Source organism: Novosphingobium sp. PhB165, assembly GCF_004341845.1.
Classification (GTDB): Bacteria; Pseudomonadota; Alphaproteobacteria; order Sphingomonadales; family Sphingomonadaceae; genus Novosphingobium.
On record NZ_SLVB01000004.1, the window covers coordinates 500158 to 522121 of the forward strand.

Here is a 21964-nt window from a genome sequence, read left to right on the forward strand (position 1 = left end):
CGTGACGGGTTCTGCAACGCATATCCTGCGCCTGCTCAAGTGGGGGCGCGTTCTCGCGCGCCACGGAGCGCTGCGCGGGATCGAGAATGATCGCAATGCCCCCGCGCAGGTCAAGCGCCTGTGCCGGATCGCCCGGTTCGGTACGCGCCAGCCGGTGGAGCCCGATTATGCCGGGGCTTTCCAGGAGATCGGCCCGGCCGCGATCAAGCTGGGGCAGGCGCTGGCGACGCGCCCCGACCTCGTGGGTGAGGGCCCCGCGCACAACCTGCTGACCTTGCAGGACAGCCTGCCGCCGGTCGCCTTTTCCGAGATCCGGCACGCGATCGAGGGCAGCTTCGGCGTGCCGCTCGAAAAGCTCTTCGCCTCGATCGAGGAAACCCCGGTGGGTGCCGCCTCGATCGCGCAAGTCCACCGCGCGGTCACGCCCGATGGCCGCGAAGTGGCGGTCAAAGTGCTGCGTCCCGGCATCCGCGAGCAGTTCGCGCACGATGTCGAGACTTACGAATGGGCCGCCGCGCATCTGGAAGCGCTGGGCGGCGAAGCCGCGCGCCTGCGCCCGCGCGCGGTGGTGGCCAATCTCAAGCGCTGGACCCTGCGCGAGCTGGACTTGCGGCGCGAGGCGGCCTCGGCCTCTGAGCTTTCCGATGCGATGAAGGGCATCCACGGCTACCGCGTGCCCGCGATCGAATGGGATCGCACCAATGGGCAGGTCCTCACCGTCGAGTGGATCGGCGCCACCAAGATGGGCGATCTCGACGGTCTGCGCGCCGCCGGGCATGACTTGCCGCGGCTGGCGCACAAGCTGGTCATCACGTTCCTGACCCAGGCGATCTCGTCGGGCTTCTTTCATGCCGACATGCACCAGGGCAACCTGTTCGTGGAGGCGGACGGCACCATCGTCGCCATCGATTTCGGCATCATGGGCCGGATCAACCGGCAGGCGCGGTTGTGGCTGGCGGAGATTCTCTACGGTCTCACCACCGGCAATTACCGCCGCGTGGCCGAAATCCATTTCGAAGCGCAATACGTGCCGAGCTACCACACCGTGGAAGAGTTCGCGACGGCGCTGCGCGCGGTGGGCGAGCCGATGCGCGGCAAGCCGGTTTCGGAACTGTCAGTCGGCCAGATGCTCGACGGGCTCTTCGCGATCACCCGGGATTTCGACATGGCCGTGCAGCCGCACCTGCTGCTGCTGCAAAAGACCATGGTCATGGTCGAGGGGCTGGCGACGGCGCTCGATCCGGACATCAACATGTGGGACGTTTCGGCGCCTTTCGTGAAGAGCTGGCTGCGCGACGAACTCGGGCCCGAGGCGATGATCGCCGACCGCCTGCGTGAGGATCTCGGCACGCTGTTCCGCCTGCCCGCGCTGGTGCGGCGGATCGAGGAGAAGTTCCCGCCCAAGGGCGGCGCGCCCGAGCAGGCGCCGCTGCCGGATGTCGACCTGATCTGGTCTCCGGGCGGCGAGCGTAAACCTCAAAGTAACCACTGGGCAGGCTATGGTCTGGCGGCAATCCTTGGGGGTGTCGCTGCATGGGCGCTGACGTACTGGACTCTGCTGGGGCACTGAGCCCCGGCCGCATGAAAACGGCTGGGACGATTTCGCCCCCGGCGCCCACGTTCTTTGCGACATGGCCGGTCTGGGCGGCGCGGCTGGCGCTGGCGTTTCTGGCCGTGCTGCTGGTCGCCTCGGCGCTGGTGCCGGTCGCCAAGTCGGGCAGCCGTTCGCCGTGGCAGGGGCCGGTCGAAGGGCCGGTTTCGACCGCCGCGGCTCCCGGCGCCGCGAAAAAGCCGTACGACGAGGATATCGCGCTCTACGAAGTCGCCATCGCGCGCATTCGCAAGGGCGAGAACTATTACCACTTCATCGTCCCCGAACAGCGTTCGCGCGACTATCCGGTGAACCCCGCCATCGCGGTGCGCCTGCCGACGCTGGCCTACCTGAATGCATGGCTGGGCGAGACGGGGCAGATCCTGGCCGCCGTTGCGCTGATGGTCGGCATCGTCATCGTCTGGTGGCGCAAGCTGGGCGAGGCAGGAGTCGCGCCCCGGTTGCGCCGGATTGCGACGGCGCTGGTCTTCGTCGGCGCCTCGCTGGCGCTCAACCGGCACTATTTCCCGCTGCACGAGCTTTGGTCAGGCGGGCTCATCGTGCTGGCGCTGGGCCTCCACCGGATCGGCACGCGCGGCGAGGGCGGACGCTGGCACGCCGCTTTTGCCGCCGCCGCGTTGGCGCTGGCGATCCGCGAGCATGCGCTGCCTTTCGTCGCGCTTCTGGCCGCGACCGCGCTGTGGCAGCGCAACTGGCGCGAGGCGGCGGCGTGGAGCGCGCTGATCGCGCTGTTTCTCGCGGGTCTTGCCTGGCACCTTGCGCTGATCTCGCAGCAAGTGCAGCCCACCGATCCGCACAGCGCGCCCTGGCTGGTCATGCGCGGACTGTCGGGCTGGCTCTCCAACGTGATCCAGTCGAGCAACTTGCGCTGGCTGCCGCACTGGCTGGCGGGACCGGCGGTAGTGCTGATGACGTTCGGCTGGCTCGGCTGGAACCGCGCCGAGGGCGTCTTCGCCTTCCTACTCGCCGCCGGGTACGGGGTGCTGTTCATGGCCGCCGGCCGTTGGGACAACTTCTATTGGGGGGCGATGATTGCCCCCGCGATGTTCGCCGGGATAGCCTTCGCGCCGCGCGCGCTGGTGGGCCTCGTCTCGGCGGCAGGGCTTGTTTCAGCCGAAAGGCTGGCCAAATCTCCGGTAAAGATCCCCTAAACAGATTGCACCGTTATGAACGCTGTTGCACAAGCCGGGACCATGAGTGGTCCCCGTATTCTCCTCGTCATCGGCGGCGGTATCGCGGCCTACAAGGCCTGTGAACTCGTCCGCCAGATCCGCAAGGAAGGCGGCGAGGTCACCTGCGTGCTGACCGAATCCGGCGCCAAGTTCGTCACCCCGATGGCGCTGGCGGCCCTGTCTGAGCGGCCGGTCTACACTTCGCTCTGGGACCTCAAGAACGAGGTCGAGATGGGCCATATCCAGCTGAGCCGTGAGGCCGATCTGGTGGTGGTCTGCCCGGCGACGGCGGACCTCATGGCCAAGATGGCCTCGGGCATTGCCGACGATCTGGCCACCACGATGATGCTGGCGACCGACAAGCCGGTCATGGCCGTCCCGGCGATGAACGTGCGCATGTGGCAGCACGCCGCCACGGTCCGCAACGTGCAGATCCTGCGCGAAGTGGGCGTCGATGTGATGGAGCCGGACGAAGGCACCATGGCCTGCGGCGAATTCGGCCCCGGCCGCCTGCCCGATCCCATCGCGATCTGGCAGCGCATTGCCTGGGCGCTCGGCCTTGGCCCCGTGGAAGTGGCGCCGCTGCCCGGCACTGTGCCGACGCTGCCGCAGCCCGAAGTGGGGCTGGACTTGCGCAATCCCTTCCCCTGGCAGCCGCAGTTCGCCGCGCCTGAGCCGGAACCGACCGCCGAGGATGCCGATAACGACACGGCGCCGGACAGCGCGGCCGACAGCTTCGGGCTGGGCGGCCTCACCGGTTCGATGATCAGCCGCGGCCTGCAAAAGGCCAAGAAGGCGATCAGCTTCGGCGCGTCCGACAACGACGGGCTCGCGTCCGACCCGCTTTCGCCCCATTCGCTGTCCGACGGCGGCGCGGTCGCCGATCCGGCGGCGGGGCTGCTGGTCGTCAAGAAAGGCGGCGCGCGCTCTGCCCCGCCGACCGATCCCGACGCGATCAACCACGTCATTTCGCCCTTCGGCGCTGCGCCGCAGCCTTTCGGCTCCGTGCCGGAAGCGCCTTTCGAGAAGCCAACCGACGGGCCGCTCTCGGGCCGCCACGTGCTGGTGACGGCGGGCCCGACTTGGGAGCCGATCGACCCGGTGCGCTACATCGCCAATCGCTCCTCGGGCAAGCAGGGCTTTGCCATTGCCGGTGCCGCCGCCAAGGCCGGCGCGCGGGTCACGCTGGTGGCGGGGCCGGTGCACCTCGAAACCCCGCCGGGCGTGGACCGCGTGGACGTGGAAAGCGCGCAGCAGATGGCCGATGCGGTCAAGAGCGCGCTGCCTGCCGACATTGCCGTGATGGTGGCCGCCGTGGCCGACTGGCGAACGATCAACGTCGCCAAGGACAAGCTGAAGAAGCGCGGCTCGGCGCCGCCGGCGCTGCTGCTCACCGAAAACCCCGACATTCTCGCCAGCGTTGCCGCGCGGCCGGACCGGCCGCCGCTGCTGATCGGCTTCGCTGCCGAGACCGAGGACGTGATCCGCTACGCCAAGGAAAAGCGCAAGCGCAAGGGCGCGGACTGGATCATCGCCAACGACGTTTCGGGCGATGTCATGGGCGGGGACGCTAATACCGTTCATATCGTCCGGGGCGACGATGTGATCTCTCTTCCCGAAATGCCCAAGGAGGAGGTCGCGCGCCTCCTCGTCGAAAGGTTCGCAGATGCACTTCCCAGATAACGTCCCTGTTCCCATCAAGGTCCTGCCGCATGGCGAGGGCCTGCCGCTGCCGGTCTACGCGACCGACGGCGCGGCGGGCATGGACGTGGTTTCGGCCGAGGACGTGACATTGGCCCCCGGCGCGCGCCATGCGGTCGCCACCGGGCTGGCCATGGCGATCCCGCCGGGCTTCGAGATCCAGGTCCGCCCGCGCTCGGGCCTTGCGCTCAAGCACGGCATCTCGGTGCCCAATGCGCCGGGCACGATCGATTCCGACTATCGCGGTGAGCTGAAGGTGATCCTGATCAACCACGGCGCCGATGCCTTCGACGTCCGCCGGGGCGACCGGGTGGCGCAGCTGGTGCTGGCCCCCGTCACGCGCGGGACATGGCTGCAGGTGGAAGAACTCGACGAGACCGTGCGCGGCGAGGGGGGCTTCGGTTCGACCGGCGGTGTCGTCGCGCTGGGGAACTGATTGCCGAATGCCCACAGCTACGGTGAGCAGCATAAGCCTCACCGCTCCGTTGTGATTGTGACTGCCGCCTCGGCAGTAGGCTGACCTCCTTATCCAAACCCCGTCATCCCCGCGAAGGCGGGGATCCCGCTTCTTTTTCTCGCGGCATAGCAGAAAGGCAGCGGGGCCCCCGCCTTCGCGGGGGCGACGACGTGTTTGTGGATGAGGTTGTCTCAGACAAAGCCCGCAGTCTGTTACGGCGCAGCCCGTTATGGGCAGGGCAATAGGCAACGACCCGTGAGGCAAGCGCCGCTCAGTCCTCGCGCTCGATCCGCGCCCGCCGTTCGCGGTGGCGCTTGAAACCGTACCAGCCCAGACTGCCGATGACGCCGATGCTCGCCAGCCCCTTGGCCAGCAGCGAGAAGGCCGATGTCAGCGCTCCGATGGTCACCCCCCAGAAGAGCTGCGACATGATGGCCATGAAGGTGTTCATTCCGGGCCGCTATATCGGGGGATCCCCCCGCAGCATACCCTGAAAGCAAGAACGGGCCCGTCGTTTGCGACGAGCCCGTTCCTCGGTGTCTCCCACCTTGCGGGGGGAGCCTCCCTGTCAGGTCACTTGTGTTCCGGGGCGACCGAGATCCGGGTGGTCTCGCCCGAATTGCCCGGGAAGTTGGTGAACATCGCCTCGACCAGATTGGGGACGAGGTATTGCAGGCGGTTCGAGGTCGAAACGGCCTCTGCACGGCCTTCGAACAGGCGCAGGTTGTCCGCTGCACGGTCGATCTTCAGCGAAATGCCGCTGGTGAAGACGGTGTACGAATCGATGCCGCCGTCAAAGAACGGATCGTACCAGCCCATACGCCACGGTCCGCCCCAGGCGCCGCCCCAGCGAGGGCCCCAGGCACCACCCCAGGCGCCGCCCCAACGCGGCCCCCAGCCGGGACCGTACCACGGACCCCAGGCACCCATGCCCGGAGTCGAGCGCACGCGCTCGCGGCCATTGTCGATGCCGTAGTCGAAGTGGACGATCAGCGTTGCCTTGGCGGCATCGTCGACCGGGGTGTAGCCCAGACGGGCCAGACGGTCGCGCACGAGGCCGGCGTAAGTCGCGAACTCAAGCCCACCGGCGAGTCGGGGGTCTTCGGCGACGACGACGAAAGTCTGACCCTGCGGTGCCGGAAGCTGCGACTGGTGGAAGCGCGAAACATCGGCCTTGAAGGGGGTGGCGCAGGCGGCCAGCGCGATGAGAAGCACGGCAACGGCCGCCATTCTCAACCTGCCGAACTGCGATCCGGGATGGTCTGTCATTGGTTTCACTCCATGAACCCGAAGGCCCGAGACGCCCTTCCCAAGCGCGGCCCGCGATTCCTTGCGATCCTGCCCTAATATCAATGCCCTGAATAGCGGTTGAATGGTGGCAAGTTCGTGATGGATCGCTCATCGCGTTCAGCCGCCGGTCATGGCTTGAGCTTGTTCGTTGGATGTAGGATTCTCGTCGGATGATCGCCAGTGCAGAAACGCCGCTTTCCGTACCGATTCGCTCGATTCAGTGCGGCCGGGTCCATCCTTTCCGGGACTTGGACGAACCGAGCGCGATCGGCAAGCACCCGGTGCAGGGACCGGTGCGCGTCCGCCGCCTCGGGCTGGAGGGCGATGAGCAGGCCGACCTCACTGTCCACGGCGGGCCGGACAAGGCGATCCACCACTATCCGCACGATCACTATGCCTTCTGGCGTCAGGCGATCGGTGCGCATCCGCTGCTGGCCGACTATGGCGCATTCGGCGAGAATATCGCCACCGACGGGCTGACCGAGGAAGCCGTCTGCATCGGCGACCGCTGGCGCCTTGGCACCGCGCTGGTCGAAGTGAGCCAGGGGCGGCAGCCCTGCTGGAAGCTGGACCACCGCTTCGACGGCGCGGCGGTCAATCTGGGCGTGGTGAAATCGCGCCGGGCGGGTTGGTACTACCGCGTCGTGGAGGAAGGCGCGGTCGCTGCCGGAGACGCGATGGAACTGGTGGCGCGGCCCTGGCCGGAATGGAGCGTGCAGCGCGTCTTCGGCCTGCTGATCGCGGGCGACCACAAGCGGGACCCCGAGGGGCTGGAAGCGCTTGGTGAAGTCTCGGCACTGGCCGCGCCATGGGTTCGGCGGCGCGCGAAGTTGCTGGGGCTGGAAGGTTAGGGGAAGGGGGCGCCGGAAGCGCCCCCACGCCTTATCGGCGAACGAGCCCGAGCGCGTCGTATGTCTTTTCCAGTGTCGGGATCGCCAGCGCGCGGGCCTTTTCGGCGCCCTTGCGGAGGATTGCGTCGAGCGCCGTGCGGTCCTGCCGCAGTTCGACGAAACGCGCGTTTATCGGTGCCAGCTTCTCGACCAGCAGTTCGCCCAGTGCGGGCTTGAACGAGCCGAAGCCCTGACCGCCGAACTGCGCCAGCACGTCGTCCGCCGTGGTTCCCGCCATCACCGCATAGATCGAGACGAGGTTATTGGCCTCCGCACGGCCTTCGAGGCCGGCCTTTTCGGAGGGCAGCGGCTCGGGGTCGGTCTTGGCCTTCTTGACCTTCTGCATGATGGTGTCGGCATCGTCGGTCATGTTGATGCGGCTCATGTCGGAAGGGTCCGACTTGCTCATCTTCGACGAACCGTCGCGCAGGCTCATTATGCGGGCGGCCTCGGGCGGGATGAAGGGCGCGGGCAGCGTGAACAGCGGCGCGTCCTCCGCGCAGAAGTCGTTGTTGAACTTCTGGGCGATGTCGCGCGCGAGTTCGAGGTGCTGCTTCTGGTCCTCGCCCACCGGGACGTGGGTGGCCTGATAGATCAGCACGTCGGCGGCCTGAAGCACCGGATAGGTGAACAGCGCGACCGACTGGCCTTCGCGGTTCTTACCGGCCTTGTCCTTCCACTGCGTCATGCGGTTCAGCCAGCCCATGCGCGCGGTGCCGTTGAGCAGCCATTGCAGCTCGGCATGCTGCGGGACTTGTGCCTGATTGAACAGGATCGAGTGATCGGGATCGATCCCGCAGGCGACCAGCGCGGCAACCATCTCGCGCGTGTTGGCCGAAAGGTCGGCGGGCACGTGCGGCATCGAGATCGCGTGGAGATCGGCCAGGAAGTAGAGGCATTCACCGCCGCTGGCGGCGGCATCGTCCTGCATCGAGACCCAGTTGCGGATGGCGCCCAGGTAGTTGCCGAGGTGCAGGTTGCCGGTGGGCTGAATGCCGGAGACGATACGCATGGACGCGTCCTTCGCGATTTATGGGTTGTCGTTTGTGTGTGGATGGTGCGCCCGTCGGGGCGCGCATGCAGGCAGGGTCAGCGCGAAACGCGCGCGACACTCCGCCATCGCCACGAGAGGCGACGGGTTTCGGCAGACTTCGGGTGCGAAAGGTCCTGCATGGCCGTGGCTCATAGCATACCTGCGCGTGGATGGAAGAGCGTGCCCTCGGTAGCCAATACCTACTCCGTCATCCCCGCGGAGGCGGGGATCCCGCTTGTTCTCGCGGCTGGGCAAAAAGGCAGCGGGGCCCCCGCCTTCGCGGGGGCGACGGAGTTTAATGGTATAGCTGCCGAAGAGGCCCATTCTGTGCGTTCTACGCCGCCTTGCGACGACGCAGCAGCGCAAGATCGTCGCGGGTGAAGGCGCCCGTCACCAGAGTTGCCAGCGCGTAGACAACGCCGCCCGCCGAAACCAGAGCCGCCAGCGCCAGTCCGCGCACCAGCCATGTCCCGTGGAGATAGGGCGTAAGCTGGTCCTGCCCGTACCACAGCGCCACGCCCATCGCGATGGCGGCCAGCGTCAGGCGAGGGGCCCGGCGCTTGAGCCGGGCGTCGGACTGGAAATGACCGCGCTTCACCAGCGTCCAATAAAGCATGGCGACATTCACGGTGGAGGCGATGGCCGTCGCCAGCGGCGGGCCCATGTGCTGAAGCGGTGCGATCAGCGCAAGGTTGAGCACGAGGTTCACGACCATCGATATCATCGCGTAGCGGACCGGCGTGCGGGTGTCCTGACGGGCGTAGAAGCCGGGCGTCAGCACTTTGACGAGGATGTAGCTCGGCAGGCCGATCGAGAAGGCGGCAAGCGCCTCGGCCGTGCGGGCAACGTCGTTCGCGTCGAACTTGCCATAGCCGAACAGCGCGGCGGCGATCGGCTGGCCGCAGACGATCAGCGCGACCGCGGCGGGCAAGGTGAGCAGCAGCGCCAGTTCCATGCCGCGGTTCTGCGTGTCCATGGCGGCCGCATCGTCCCCGCCGCCGAGCTGGCGCGAGATCGTGGGCAGCAGCACCGTGCCAAGGCCGATGCCGATCAGCCCGAGCGGAAGCTGGTTCAGCCGGTCCGCCATGTAGATATAAGTCACCGAGCCATGGGCGAGGAACGTGGCGGCAAGGAAAGTCGAGACGACAAGATTGATCTGCACGGCTCCGGCACCGGCGGCAGCGGGCCAGATCAGCGCCATCAACCGCTTCACGTCAGGGTTCCAGACCGGCGCGCGCAGACGCATCGACACGCCGTTGGCGCGGCAGGCGAAGTAGAGCCAGATGAGCTGCAGCGCGCCCGATACCGTAACGCCGATGGCCTGATTGCGGGCCGTCACCAGCGGATCGCTGGAGTGGAAGCCCAGCAGGACCACGATCAGCGTCAGGTTCAGCAGGATCGGCGCGGCGGCGTTGACCCAGAACTTGTTGAGCGAATTCAGGATGCCGCCCAGCAGCGAGACCACGCTGATCAGCGCCAGATAGGGAATGGTGAACCGGCTGAGCGCAACCGCGAAGGCGAACTGCTCGTGATTGACGCCGTTGAAACCGCCCGACAGCATCAGCGTCACCGGCCAAGCGAAGGCTTCCAGGATCACTGTCATCACGATCAGGATCGGCAGGAGCACGGAAAGTGCCTGTTCGGCGAAAGTGATGCCGGCCGCCAGTCCCGGCCCGTCCTTGTCCGCGACTTTCTGGTTGAACATCGGGATGAACGCCGAGGCGAAAGCCCCTTCCGCGAAGAGCGCGCGGAACATGTTCGGCAGCCGGAAGGCGATCAGGAAGGCGTCCGACGCGAAACCGGCGCCGACGAAGCGGGCGAACAGGCTGTCGCGCACGAGCCCCAGGACTCGGCTGGCGAGGGTCAGGCCGCCGACACCGGCAAGCGCCTTGGTGAGATTCATCCCCGGATGGGTCCTTCAGAATTCAACTGCAAAATCAGGGGCGGTTCGTCGATGGCCGAAACGCCAAAAGGCCCGCCCGCCCCGTGGCCCTTGCGGGATGGGAGCGGACGGGCCTTGAAGTCACTGCGGCGAAAGCCTCAGGCGTGGCCGACCGGCTCGCCCATGCCTTCGGCCTCGGCCTGCTGGCGGGCGGCGAGCTGCTGGAAGTACAGGCCGTTGAAATCGATCGGCTCCAGCATCAGCGGCGGGTAACCGGCATCGCGCACGGCATCGGCAACGACGCGACGGGCGAACGGGAAGATGATGCGCGGCGCTTCGGCGTAGAGGAACGCGTGCATGCTGGGCTCATCAAGATTGCGCATGCCGATCAGCGCGCAGTAGCTGAGGTCGACGACATAGGCGGTGCCTTCGTCGGCCTTGGCGGCGACGGTGATCTTCAGTTCGACTTCGTGAACTTCGCCGTCGATCGGGCGGGCGCCGATGTTGAACTGGATGTCGACTTGCGGCGCGGCCTGCCACGAGAAGCTCTGCGGCGCGTTCGGATTCTCGACCGAGAGGTCCTTCACGTACTGCGAGATGATGCCGGCGGTCGGCGCGTTGTCCTCGCCGGTGCCGAGGTTGATGTCGGAGATGACGTTGCCTTCGTCGGCCATTTCGATTGTGTCCCGTCTATAAGGATACGGATGAAGTCTGGCGGGGCGCCTAGAGCATTTTCGCAGGCTGGGAAAGGCGCGGGGCCGAATTTGTTGCGCAGTTTTAACCGCGATTCGCCGAGGCAGGCGGCCATTGCCCACGGCATACTGGGCAAGGTCGGGCCGGTTTCGGGCGTTAGTCGCAGAGCTTTACCGCAAAGGAACCGCCGCGGCGGGCGTTTCGGCGAAAAAAATCCCCGATTGCCGCGCTCACGCGTTGTTCATTTGTAAACTGTACCTATCTGGGTTTATGATGACGCTTCCGGGCGCGTGCCCGACTTCTCGCGGATGCGGGCGATTCGTCTTTTGCCCGCACTGTCCAAGGCGCGCAGCATCCGAAAATATAGCGTCCAAGCAAAGGATGGACAAAGGAACGTGACACCGGAAATCGTGATCCTGGCCATGATCGCAGCTTTTCTTGGCCTGCGGCTCTATTCGGTACTCGGCCGCCGCGCCGAGCATGAGGAAGAGCCGATCCAGGGACGCTTCGAAGGCCGCCAGGGCCAGCCCGGTGCGCCGCGCGTCCCCGTGCAGTCCAAGGCGGAGGCCAAGCCCGACGCCAAGCCGACGGATCGCCAGCCCTTCGCACCGCGTCAGCGCGAAATGCCGCTCGCCCCGCCTTCGGTGGAGCGTGGCCTTGGCGAAATCGCCAATGCCGACCGTCGTTTCGATGCTTTCGCGTTCCTCGAAGGCGCGCGCAGCGCCTACCGCCTGATCCTTGAAGCCTTCTGGAAGGGCGACAAGGCCGAACTGCGTTCGCTCTGCGACGGCGATGTCTATGACAGCTTCAGCGCCGCCATCGATGCGCGTCTGGCGGCGGGCGAAACGCTCGACAATCGCCTGATCCGGATCGAGGAAGCGGCGATTTCGGCGGCCGGGGTCGATAACGGCCTTGCCCGCATCACCATTCGCTTCCGTTCGGACATTGCCGCCGTCACGCGCGATGCCGAAGGTCACGTGATCGCAGGATCGCTGGATGACGCCATCGAGGCCGTCGACATCTGGACCTTCAGCCGCCACGTCGATGCCACTGGCCCCGACTGGCTGCTCGACGAGACGGACGCGGGCTGACGCTCCGGATTCCGAGGTTCAACCGACTCGCTTCCGTCACGGAATGCCGCAAGGGCGGTTGATTTCAACGACCTGATCCCACAAGGATTGAGAGGCCGGGCCGAAAGGTCCGGCCCCTTTGTTTTTAGGGCTTTTTTGGGGCCTTTCGGGGTGCGGAGGACGATCTTGCAGGCAGCAGGGATGACGCGGAGGAAGAGTTTCCCCGTCCGGTTTGGCGCGCTCACGGGGGCGCTGCTCTATGGCGTGCTGCTGTCCGGCTGCGCGCAAGTGGTTCCCAGCGGTGCGGGCCCCGGCAGCGTGTCGCGCCCGCCGATCTCGCCGACCTTGCCGTCCACAACGCCTCCCGGGACGCCGCCTCCGGCCAATGCCGTCGCGCTGGGCGTGCGCGCGGGGCCGCCGATCACCGACCTGCCGGTAGGCGCGGCCGACGGCGCCGCCGCGCTGGCCTCTTTCCGCGAAAGCTGCCCCAGCGTTTCGAAGCGTACCGACGCCAGCGGCCTGACCCGTCCCGGCGACTGGCAGACCGCCTGCACCGCTGCCACCACCTGGCCGGGCACCGCCGTGCAGTTCTTCCAGACCTATTTCGAGGCCGTGAAAGTAGGCGACGGGCGCGGCTTCGCGACCGGCTACTACGAGCCCGAGATCGCCGGATCGCGCACGCACCTGCCGGGCTACGAAGTGCCGGTCTACGGCATGCCGGCCGACCTCGTCCGCGCGCGACCGGGTGATGCCCAGCCCAATGCCAAGGGCCAGATGCCGCTCGGCCGCTATGACGAGAACGGGCTGTTCGTGCCCTATTTCGACCGCGCGCAGATCGAGGACGGCGCGCTGGCGGGCAAGGGGCTGGAGATCGCCTGGGTTCATGACCCGGTCGAATTCTTCTTCCTTCAGGTTCAGGGCTCCGGCCGCCTGCGCGCGCCCGACGGCACCGTGATGCGGATCGGCTATGCCGGGCAGAACGGGCTTCCCTATACCGGCATCGGCGCGGTGATGCGCGACAGCGGGCTGGTGGGCACCGGGCCGGGCCAATATCCGGGCTCGATGCAGGGGATCATCCAGTACATCCACGATCATCCGGTGGAAGGCGATGTGCTGATGCGCCGCAACCAGTCGTGGGTGTTCTTCCGCGAGCTGACCGGCGCCGGGCCGCTCGGCGCGCTGGGCGTGCCGGTGCGCGCGCATGCCTCGGTCGCGGCCGATCCGCAGTTCGTGCCGCTGGGCGCGCCGGTCTGGCTGGGGCTGGATCGCGGCGAGGCCAGCGGGCTATGGATCGCGCAGGATACCGGCGGCGCGATCAAGGGCGCCAACCGCTTCGATACGTTCTGGGGCGCGGGCGATCAGGCACGCCTGACGGCTGGTGGCATGAGCGGTCGCGGCGATGCGCTGGTGCTGGTGCCCAAGGGTACGCTCGCGCGTTTGCAGCCGTGATCGGATAAGAAGGCGCAGATGAGAAGGCCGGGAAGACGACTGACAGCGGAGGAAGCACAAGTCTGGGCGCAAGTCGCCCGGACGGTGACGCCGCTCGAAAAGCGTCGGCCTGCGCCTGCGCCTGCCGAACTCGTGGAGGCGAAGGCCATAGCGGCGCCTGCCGCGCCGCCGCCGAAGAAGGTCAAGGGCCGCGTCCCGCCGCCGCTCGCGCCGAAACCGGCGCCGCCCAAACCGGCCGGGCCGGGGGCGCTCCAGCTCGACGGTTCGTGGGAAAAGCGCATCGCCAAGGGCACGCTGGCGCCCGATTTCAGCCTGGATCTTCACGGATCGAGCCTCGATCAGGCCTATCTGCGGCTGATGCACGGGCTGACGCAGGCCAAGTCGATGGGCGCGCGGGTGGTGCTGGTGGTGACGGGCAAGCCGCGCCCGGTCGACGCCATGGATCGCGGCACCGCGCGCGGCGCGATCCGCGCCAAGATTGCCGACTGGCTGGCGGCGAGCGAACATGCTTTCGACATCGTCGCCGTACGCGGCGCGCATCGCCGCCATGGCGGGCAGGGCGCGCTCTATGTGGTGTTGAAGAAGCGCCGGTAATCGGAGGCCGAGGGCCGATCCGGGCTGAGCCCGGGCGGGGCCGGACCTTCCGCATCCTCCCAACCTTTCGTCATTGCGAGCGCAGCGAAGCAATCCAGAGCGAGCGCAAACCGCCCTGGATTGCTTCGCTGCGCTCGCAATGACGAGGGTGGGAGCATGGGGACCGCGACTGTATTTGCGTCGGGGCGCCGGGCTGGTCCGGCCCCGTCTGTCGTCAACCGTTCCCCGGCGCGGAAGGAACTCCCGCGCCGGGGAACAGGCTCGTTACATCTTCACCGAGACGCGCAAGTAGCCGAACTGGCCGGGCACGTCATACGTGGTCGGATCGTAGTTCGGTCCGGTGCAGGTGTTGCAGGCCGGCGGATCGGTGTTGAACAGGTTGATCACGCCCACCGTGAACGTGAGCGCGCTGTCCATGAAGCTCGGCGTGTAGCTGAGCTGGATGTCGCCGTAGAAACGGTCGCCCATCTTGTGGCCGTCGCTCTCCACCACGCTGTCGATGTAGCGGCCGGTGAACGAGGCATCGACCCCGGCGTAGGACCACGACAGGATGCCGGTGCCCTTGAATTCCGGATAGGACTGGTCCGGGAAGCCGCGCGTGGTGCCCTTGTAGCTGATCGTGGCCGAGCCATCCGCGGTCGGGAACGTCTCGGTATACTTGAGCAGCCGGTTGGCGTTGAACGAGAGGCCGAAGGTGCCCGCGCCGGTTTCAGGCGAGGTGTAGTTGAGGCTGATGTCGATGCCCTGCGTGCGGATCCCGCCGATGTTCTGGAGCAGGCCGACCACGCGGGAGATGATGCCGCTGGGCGTGCGGATCACATTGGCGCAGGCCGTGGGATCGCCCAGTTCGGCGCAGCGGGACAGCGTGACTTGCGGGTTGATCGCCGAGATCGCGTCGTTCACCTTGATGTCGTAGTAATTGACTTCAAGGCTGAGGTTGCGGGCAAACCCGCCGCGCGCCCACGCTGGGCTGTAGACGCCGCCGAATAGCCAGGTCTTGCTGGTTTCGGGCTTCAGCGTGTCGTTGCCGCCCGTCAGCGTGCCGATCTGGCCGCCTTGCGGTTCCTGATAGCTGCCGCTTGCGGGCACGCCGTTGGCGATGCAGTTGTTCCGCACGGTCTGCGAGGATTGCCAGAGCGAGCCGTCGACATTGGTGCAGGGGTCGTTGATCGGCGCGTCCGCACGGGACTGGGCGCCGAACAGTTCGCCGATCGCCGGAGCGCGGAAGCCCTCGGCATAAGACGCGCGCAGCAGCAGGTCGGACACCGGCTTCCACAGGCCGGTCGCGGTGAACGTGGTGCTCGATCCGCTGGTTGAATAGTTGGCATGGCGCACCGCGCCGTCCGCTTCGAGCTGCTGGAAGAACGGCGTGTCCTTCAGGATCGGGACGCGCAGTTCGCCGTAGAACTCGTCCGAATTGTAGCTGCCCGCTGCCGCCTGTGCCGGAATGTCGGCACCGAGACCTGCCTGGATGATCGGATCGGGCGTGAACGAGCCGAACTGGTAGCGGTGCTCGTAACCGACGGCCATGCCGACCGGCCCGGCGGGCAGGTCGAACAGATCGCCGGTGACGTTGGCGGTGTAGTCCTGCATGCGCTGGCTCGACCGGTCATGCTCGGTAAACGAGATGTAGTCGAGCATGGCCGGTGTGATCGACCCTTCGCCGCCAAACAGGTTGAGCGGTACGCAGGCCCCGGTGCAGTCCGCCAGCGGGCCCAGCGCCTGCGCCACTTTCGCCGCGTTGACGTTGCCGGTGAAGGTCTGGTTCGCGTCGTTCCAGCCGAACGCGGCATTCACGTCCCAGTAGAACTTGCGCGTGCCGATATGGAAGCTGCCGTCCAGCGATGCGTTGGCCGTCATCGTGTCGACGTGCTGGGTGTAGGTCCGCTGCCCGGCCTCGACCAGGCGGCGGGCGATGAAGCTGTAAGTCGCCGGCTGTCCGTTCGCGCCGGAGTTCAGGGTGATGCCGAAGGGGTTGTAGGGGTTGGTCGCGTCGATCGAGACCGTGTCGAGCAAGTTGCCATTGCCCGCGTCCGGCCCGACGAAGAGCGGCAGGAACGCCGCCTGGTTCTGCGAATTGCGATGGTTGTAGACCATCTTCGCGCGGAAGGTGATGTTGGAGGTCAACTCCTGCTTGGCGCTGACCCAGGCGCCATAGCGCTCCTGCGGCGTCAGGAAGTAGTTGTAGGGCGAGAAGTTGAAGCGGTCCGCATCGGTGAAGGCGCGGAAGTCACCGCCCACCAGCGTCGGGTCATAGACGCCCTGCGTGGTCAGCGGCGGGTTGCGCGGAGTGATGCTGCCGCCCGCGGGCAGCGAGGGATTGCCTTCGTTGAAGACGATGCGCCCGTTCACCGCTGCGGACGAACAGCCGCCGCGCGGGTCGAGACAGGAGGTCTGGCCGGGATTGGGGAACTGCGAGATCGAGCGGTCGGCGGTGCTGACCTTGTCCTGCTTCACGTAGCTGGCGCCGAACACCACCGAAGTGGTCGGCCCTTTGACGCCGTAGCTGACATTGTAGTCCTGGGTATGGCCGTCGCCCTGGCGGTAGGTGCCGAACTGGCCCGAGGCGCGCAGGCCGTCCTGCTCGGACTTGGTGATGATATTGACGACACCGGCGATGGCGTCCGAGCCGTAGAGCGGCGACTGGCCCGATTGCAGGACCTCGATCCGCTCGATCTGGCTGGCGGGAATGGTGTTGAGGTCGACCGTGGAGGGAATGCCGCTTGCGGCCGTGGCGTTCACGTAGCGCATGCCGTCCACCAGCACGAGCGTGCGCTTGGCGAGGAGGTAGCGCAGATCGATCTCGCTGGTGCCCGCGCCGACGCCGCCGCCGTCCTGCGGATTGCCGATATTGCCCGAATTGTTGACCTTGGTGTTGAGCCCGCCCGCCGCGCTGGGCAGACGTTGCAGCATGTCGGCGATGGAGGAGAGGCCGGATCGGGCGACATCTTCGTTGCTGACCGTGACCACCGGGCTCGGATTATCGAGCGGGTTTTGGCGGATGCGCGATCCGGTGACGATGATGGCCTGCGCGGGAGCATCCAGACCGTTGTCCGATGCGGTGTCTTGTGCCTGGACGGTAGCGGGCATGGCCAGTGCCCCGAGAGTGAGTGCGGCAATGCTGCAATGCAAATGGAAGTTACGCATATTCATGTAACGACCCCTCAAGATTGTCCCCTAAATCGGGTACTTGGGAGCGTCACTTGCGTCATGTTGCCGCGCAACAGAATTCTGCGACATTGTAAATAATGTGAAATATTAGCGAGATGCTGTGGCGCGCGGGCAACAATATTCTTTCAGGTGCGGGATTTTCTCGAACGCGGCGAACGAAAAATTAGAGCGCCCGTAAAACTCCTTAGTCGCCAGCTACGCCTTCCCAATTCGCTGTTCGGTTTCGGCAGGTATTTCCGAAGGTGGGAACTGCGGGATTTGAGGGGGAAGCCGCCATGGTTCTTCCCACCCATGCTGCTGATCCTCCTCACCCCCCGCTCATCCTGAGCTTGTCGAAGGATGTTGGATCAGCGCCACGTCGCCGGGGGCTTCGACAAGCTCAGCCTGAGCGGAATCGAAACGATTGTTGGAACGGGCAGATGTTGAGGACGCCCGCGTTTGCAGCATGGGGGCATGCGCCGAATGGCTGATCTCGCTGGCGAGCGGACGTTTTAGGTGCCGCTCGGACGGCTATGATCATACCACTCGTCGCGACCAATTTCCCAAAGTTCCATGTCGTGCACACCTGAGAGCAACGGCTTTTGGAAACAGGAAACTACGCGCATGCCCTGCTTTTCCGAGATGCGTCTGGAAGCGTGATTATGCACGGCCTTTGGCACCCGTAGCACATCCCGACCGAGCGTTTCGAACCAGAAGTCAGTGACGGTATTACTTGCTTCCGTCATGAGCCCGCGCCCTTGCCAATCCAAATCAAGCCAGAAGCCACGGTTATCGTTTGCCTTGTCCCTGAGGCTAATGACACCGATTAAAGCGTCAGACTGATCCCGCGGCCTGATGCTCCAATGCCACTCGACGCCACTTTGCATCGCAGGGAGCACAACGTTCTTCAAAAAAGACTCTGCGCCATCATTTGGATATGGCCACGGTATCGTAGTATCCAGCCATCGGACGATTTCCCATTTCGGAAAGGCACTCTGAATTGCAGGTGCGTCTTCCACAGTCAGGGGAGCGAGAAGGAGGCGCGCAGTGACCAATGGCCGCATGACGCCAGTCTATTGACGAGTGGCTAGGTCTGCAATGGCGATGATGTCGGAATAGCAACCCTTGGCACAAGCTTACGGCTTTTGCCGTGTCAAAGGTCTCCCGAATGTATCCGCGCGGTCCGCTTAATTTCAAACGCACAAACGAAAACGGGCGGACACCTCTCGGCGCCCGCCCGCTTGCTCGGGGGGTATTCTATGTTCAGGCCGGTTCGAGAACCGCGACCGGCGCCTCGTTGCGGATCAGGTAGTCGAACGCGGACAGCGCCGCCTTCGATCCCTCGCCCATGGCGATGATGATCTGCTTGTACGGCACGGTGGTCACGTCGCCTGCCGCGAAAATGCCGGGCAGGTTGGTCGCCGCCTTGTCGTCGATCACGATCTCGCCGCGGGGCGAGAGCGCCACGCCGCTGTCCTTCAGCCACTCGGTATTCGGCACCAGACCGATCTGGACGAACACGCCTTCCAGCTCGACCTTGTGCTCCACACCGCTTGCGCGGTCCTTGTAGTGCAGGCCGTTCACCTTCTCGCCGTCACCCGTAACCTCTACCGTCTGGGCGCTGGTGAGGATGTTCACGTTCTTCATCGAACGCAGCTTGTCCACCAGCACCTGGTCGGCGCGCAGCTTGTCGTCGAACTCGATCAGGGTGACGTGGCCGACGATCCCGGCAAGGTCGATCGCCGCTTCCACGCCGGAGTTGCCGCCGCCGATCACCGCCACGCGCTTGCCCTTGAACAGCGGGCCATCGCAGTGCGGGCAGTAGGCCACGCCCTTGTTCTTGTACTCGGCCTCACCGGGGACGCCGAGGTTGCGCCAGCGGGCACCGGTCGTCAGCACCAGCGAGCGCGCCTTGAGCGATGCGCCGTTGGCGAAGACCACCTCGTGATAGCCGCCCAGTTCCTTGGCCGGGATCAGCTTTTCGGCGCGCTGCAGGTTCATCACGTCGATGTCGTATTCACCAACGTGCGTTTCCAGCGCGGCGGCCAGCTTCGGGCCTTCGGTGTAGGGGACCGAGATGAAGTTCTCGATGCCCATGGTGTCCTGCACCTGACCGCCGAAGCGTTCGGCCGCGATGCCGGTGCTGAAACCCTTGCGCGCGGTGTAGATCGCGGCCGAGGCCCCGGCGGGGCCACCGCCGACCACCAGCACTTCGAACGGCTTCTTCTCGGCCAGCTTGGCAGCCGCCTTGGCGTCGGCGCCGGTGTCGAGCTTGGCGAGGATTTCCTCCACGCCCATCTTGCCCGAACCCCACATCTCGCCATTCAGGAACACGGCAGGCACGGCCATGACGCCGCGACCCTCTACCTCGTCCTTGAACGCGCCGCCTTCGATCAGGGTGGCGTTCACGTGCGGGTTGTTGAGCGCGATCAGCGTCAGTGCCTGCACCACGTCCGGGCAGTTGTGGCAGGAGAGAGAGAAGTACATCTCGAACTCGTAGCTGCCTTCCAGATTGCGGATCTGTTCCAGCGTCTCGTCAGAGACCTTGGGCGGATGGCCGCCGGTCCACAGCAGGGCGAGGACAAGCGAGGTGAATTCGTGGCCCAGCGGCACACCGGCGAAGCGCACCCAGGCGCTGGCGTCCGAAGCGCGGCGCACAATGAAGCTGGGGCGGCGCGCATCGTCGCCGTCGAAAGTGGCGGTAACCTTGTCCGAGAGCGAGGCGATGGTGGTCAGCAGCTCGCGGGTCTCAGCGGACTTAGCATCGTCGCCCAGCGAGGCGACGAGCTCGATCGGCTCGCGCAGCATGGCGAGATATTGCGAGAGCTGTTGCTTCAGAGCGGCGTCGAGCATGAGTCAGGTCCTTTGAAATCAGTGTGACGAAAGGGGCGGCCCGGGGACAGGTTCCTCACCGGCGCGCCATAGCTTGGGGCATGGGGGCGCGGCACGGGGGGAGGGAGGCCCCGGGCCGCGCACCTTCAGCACGCGACCCGTGGGATCGCGTAGTTTTTAGAGCTTGCCGACGAGGTCAAGCGAGGGAGCGAGGGTCTCGCCGCCTTCTTCCCACTTGGCCGGGCAAACCTGGCCGGGGTTGGCGCGGACGTACTGGGCAGCCTTGATCTTGCGGACCAGTTCGACAGCGTTACGGCCAACGCCTTCGCAGGTGATTTCCATGATCTGGATGACGCCTTCGGGATCGACGACGAAAGTGGCGCGGTCGGCCAGGCCCGAATCTTCGCGCAGAACGCCGAAGGCTTCGGTCAGCGCGTGGTTCTGGTCGCCCAGGAACGCGTACTGGATCTTGCCGATCTTGTCCGAGGTGTCGTGCCAGGCCTTGTGGCTGAAGTGCGTGTCGGTCGAAACGCCGTACACTTCCACGCCCATGCCCTGCAGTGCGGCATACTGTTCACCCAGGTCTTCCAGCTCGGTCGGGCAGACGAAGGTGAAGTCGGCGGGGTAGAAGAAGAACACGGCCCACTTGCCGGCGATGTCGGCGTCGGTGACGTCGAAGAAGCCCTTGCCGGCCTGGAAAGCGGTGTTCTTGAAAGGCTTGATGGTGCTGCCGATGATACCCATGGATGTATTCTCCCTCGATTGGGTGTTGAACTTCGAGGACCGAGATAGGCGGACGGGGCGCCGATGTGTAGGGTGTTGATCCGATTGGGTTGATCGGATTGATCGATCACTGACGATGAATTGAACGTTTCTGTCGATAAAATGCTCGCGCGTGCGAAAATCCGTGCGGCGATGCGGAAAGAGGGTTTAGGGGGAGGCATGAAGACGATACGACTTGCGCTGCTGGCAGCGGCCTGCGCATCGCTGGCCGCCTGCAACAGCTGGCCCACCTCGCTGGACAACCGGGCGGATGGCGACATGAAGTTCCGCTATCACCATCGCCTTTACGATCAGTGGTCGTTCTGGGCGCCGGTAAAGCAGGGCCACGCGGTGATGTTCGCGCACGAACACCGCATCCGCGACATTTCCGGGTTCGAGATCACCGAAGGCAAGCTGACCTACCGCTACGGCGCCCGCGCGCTGGCGCCGGTGCAACAGTTCTGCGCCGGCAGCGCAAGCTGCGCGCTGGTCTATCGCGGCGAGGGTAGGCTGGAGGCGCGGACAGCGCCGCTGGCGGACGCGAAGCTGGATTAAGGGCGGATACCGCGAACTCCACCGCCGCTCATCCTGAGCCTGTCGAAGGATGTGAGGCTTCGCGCCACGCCCGCGGGGGCTTCGACAAGCTCAGCCTGAGCGGTTTGGAGAGGGCGGTGACGTGAACGGCAGTATTTGAAAACATCCTCGCCGCCTTTGCGAGGATTTCGGATTTGGGTGGCAAGCTGCTCTCCCCTCTATATCGTGGGGGCATGCTGCGACCATCATCCGAGGCGACCCAAGGCTCATTCCTGAAACATTGGATCCGCGCGCATCCCGAAGTCGAGCCGATGGGCTGGAAATTGCGCGAGACGGCAGTTCCGTGGGTGCGCTTTCATGCTCTGCCCGGGGCCAAGCGATATGCTGAAAATGCCGCAGAGCGCGCCATCATCCTGTCGCGCGCGAACGCTCTCGGAACGGCGCTACTCAGCGCGGGAATGCTATGCTGGATCGTGCAAGCCCGGGCTGACGAAGCGGAAGGGCACGGAGAGTTCATCGGGAGCTACGAGGAAGAAGAATATGAGCCGGTCTGGCGGTACTATGTCCGAGAGCAAGAATGGATAAGCGGGGCGTTCGATGCTGAAATCGCTGCGGTCGCGGACGATGGTCCTGCCTATGTCCTCTGGATCAGTCGTGAAACCGGAGGCATCTTCGCGCCCTATGATGGAGGTTTCGACCTGTTTCCCAGCTCCGACGGCGACGTGGAACACTTGCGGACGACATATCGAGATTGGCTTTCGGACCGCGAAGACGGCCTATAACGAACGAAGCTGGCGATTGACGTTTTACTGATCCTCCCCTGCAAGGGGAGGTGGCATCGCG

19 protein-coding genes are annotated in these 21964 nt (G+C 65.6%); 10 read left to right on the forward strand and 9 right to left on the reverse strand.

The annotated features are described in order from the left end of the window. Position 1: 1 nt before the first annotated feature. From ubiB to dut, 4 genes are read left to right on the forward strand one after another with little or no spacing between them, the layout of a single operon-like run. Positions 2–1570, forward strand: a complete 1569-nt coding sequence (ubiB, locus tag EDF56_RS13930; protein ID WP_132388336.1) for a 2-polyprenylphenol 6-hydroxylase — start codon at positions 2–4, stop codon at positions 1568–1570. Positions 1571–1581: 11 nt separating this feature from the next. Next, positions 1582–2763 (forward strand): hypothetical protein, encoded by a 1182-nt coding sequence (locus EDF56_RS13935; protein WP_243652588.1) that lies wholly within the window; start codon positions 1582–1584, stop codon positions 2761–2763. Positions 2764–2805: 42 nt separating this feature from the next. After that, on the forward strand, positions 2806–4467 hold the full coding sequence (locus EDF56_RS13940; protein WP_132388338.1) for a bifunctional phosphopantothenoylcysteine decarboxylase/phosphopantothenate synthase: 1662 nt from the start codon (positions 2806–2808) through the stop codon (positions 4465–4467). Next, positions 4451–4921, forward strand: coding sequence for a dUTP diphosphatase (dut, locus tag EDF56_RS13945; protein ID WP_132388340.1), 471 nt, complete (start codon positions 4451–4453; stop codon positions 4919–4921). Before EDF56_RS13940 ends, dut begins: the two co-directional genes overlap by 17 nt. Positions 4922–5213: 292 nt before the next feature. On the opposite strand, the gene EDF56_RS13950 is transcribed toward dut, so the two are convergent. Beyond that, positions 5214–5381, reverse strand: a complete 168-nt coding sequence (locus EDF56_RS13950) for a hypothetical protein (protein ID WP_243652589.1) — start codon at positions 5379–5381, stop codon at positions 5214–5216. A 134-nt stretch (positions 5382–5515) separates the two neighbouring features. Next, positions 5516–6211 carry a DUF4136 domain-containing protein gene (locus tag EDF56_RS13955; protein WP_132388344.1) on the reverse strand — a complete coding sequence of 232 codons (696 nt, stop codon included), beginning with the start codon at positions 6209–6211 and terminating at the stop codon, positions 5516–5518. Positions 6212–6402: 191 nt separating this feature from the next. Here EDF56_RS13955 and EDF56_RS13960 point away from each other — a divergent pair, with 191 nt between their 5' ends. Next, complete coding sequence (locus EDF56_RS13960; RefSeq protein ID WP_132388346.1) at positions 6403–7083, forward strand: MOSC domain-containing protein; 681 nt, start codon at positions 6403–6405, stop codon at positions 7081–7083. Between the two features lie 31 nt (positions 7084–7114). On the opposite strand, the gene trpS is transcribed toward EDF56_RS13960, so the two are convergent. From trpS to secB, 3 genes are all read right to left on the reverse strand, one after another. Then, entirely contained in the window at positions 7115–8134 is a 1020-nt protein-coding gene (gene trpS, locus EDF56_RS13965) for a tryptophan--tRNA ligase (RefSeq protein ID WP_132388348.1), read from the reverse strand. A 355-nt stretch (positions 8135–8489) separates the two neighbouring features. Further along, positions 8490–10058, reverse strand: a complete 1569-nt coding sequence (gene murJ, locus EDF56_RS13970; RefSeq protein WP_132388350.1) for a murein biosynthesis integral membrane protein MurJ — start codon at positions 10056–10058, stop codon at positions 8490–8492. Positions 10059–10195: 137 nt separating this feature from the next. Continuing rightward, the gene (gene secB, locus EDF56_RS13975) at positions 10196–10711 is read right to left on the reverse strand and encodes a protein-export chaperone SecB (protein WP_132388352.1); all 516 of its coding nucleotides are present in this window, start codon (positions 10709–10711) and stop codon (positions 10196–10198) included. A 414-nt stretch (positions 10712–11125) separates the two neighbouring features. Here secB and EDF56_RS13980 point away from each other — a divergent pair, with 414 nt between their 5' ends. From EDF56_RS13980 to EDF56_RS13990, 3 genes are all read left to right on the forward strand, one after another. After that, positions 11126–11821 carry a Tim44/TimA family putative adaptor protein gene (locus tag EDF56_RS13980; protein ID WP_132388354.1) on the forward strand — a complete coding sequence of 232 codons (696 nt, stop codon included), beginning with the start codon at positions 11126–11128 and terminating at the stop codon, positions 11819–11821. Positions 11822–12001: 180 nt separating this feature from the next. Next, positions 12002–13249 (forward strand): murein transglycosylase A, encoded by a 1248-nt coding sequence (locus EDF56_RS13985; protein WP_132388356.1) that lies wholly within the window; start codon positions 12002–12004, stop codon positions 13247–13249. An 18-nt stretch (positions 13250–13267) separates the two neighbouring features. Next, positions 13268–13843 carry a Smr/MutS family protein gene (locus EDF56_RS13990; protein WP_132388358.1) on the forward strand — a complete coding sequence of 192 codons (576 nt, stop codon included), beginning with the start codon at positions 13268–13270 and terminating at the stop codon, positions 13841–13843. Between the two features lie 264 nt (positions 13844–14107). On the opposite strand, the gene EDF56_RS13995 is transcribed toward EDF56_RS13990, so the two are convergent. The 4 genes from EDF56_RS13995 to ahpC all read right to left on the reverse strand — a co-directional run bounded on the left by EDF56_RS13995 (position 14108) and on the right by ahpC (position 20569). Continuing rightward, positions 14108–16933, reverse strand: coding sequence for a TonB-dependent receptor (locus EDF56_RS13995; RefSeq protein ID WP_243652590.1), 2826 nt, complete (start codon positions 16931–16933; stop codon positions 14108–14110). Between the two features lie 572 nt (positions 16934–17505). Continuing rightward, entirely contained in the window at positions 17506–18057 is a 552-nt protein-coding gene (locus EDF56_RS14000; RefSeq protein WP_132388362.1) for a GNAT family N-acetyltransferase, read from the reverse strand. 199 nt (positions 18058–18256) lie between these two features. Next, positions 18257–19846: an alkyl hydroperoxide reductase subunit F gene (gene ahpF / locus EDF56_RS14005; protein WP_132388364.1), complete on the reverse strand. Its 1590-nt coding sequence runs from the start codon at positions 19844–19846 to the stop codon at positions 18257–18259. Between the two features lie 156 nt (positions 19847–20002). Next, positions 20003–20569: an alkyl hydroperoxide reductase subunit C gene (gene ahpC / locus EDF56_RS14010; protein ID WP_132388366.1), complete on the reverse strand. Its 567-nt coding sequence runs from the start codon at positions 20567–20569 to the stop codon at positions 20003–20005. A gap of 198 nt (positions 20570–20767) precedes the next feature. Here ahpC and EDF56_RS14015 point away from each other — a divergent pair, with 198 nt between their 5' ends. Then, entirely contained in the window at positions 20768–21142 is a 375-nt protein-coding gene (locus EDF56_RS14015) for a hypothetical protein (RefSeq protein WP_132388368.1), read from the forward strand. Positions 21143–21315: 173 nt separating this feature from the next. Continuing rightward, on the forward strand, positions 21316–21903 hold the full coding sequence (locus tag EDF56_RS14020; protein WP_132388370.1) for a hypothetical protein: 588 nt from the start codon (positions 21316–21318) through the stop codon (positions 21901–21903). Positions 21904–21964: the final 61 nt, after the last annotated feature.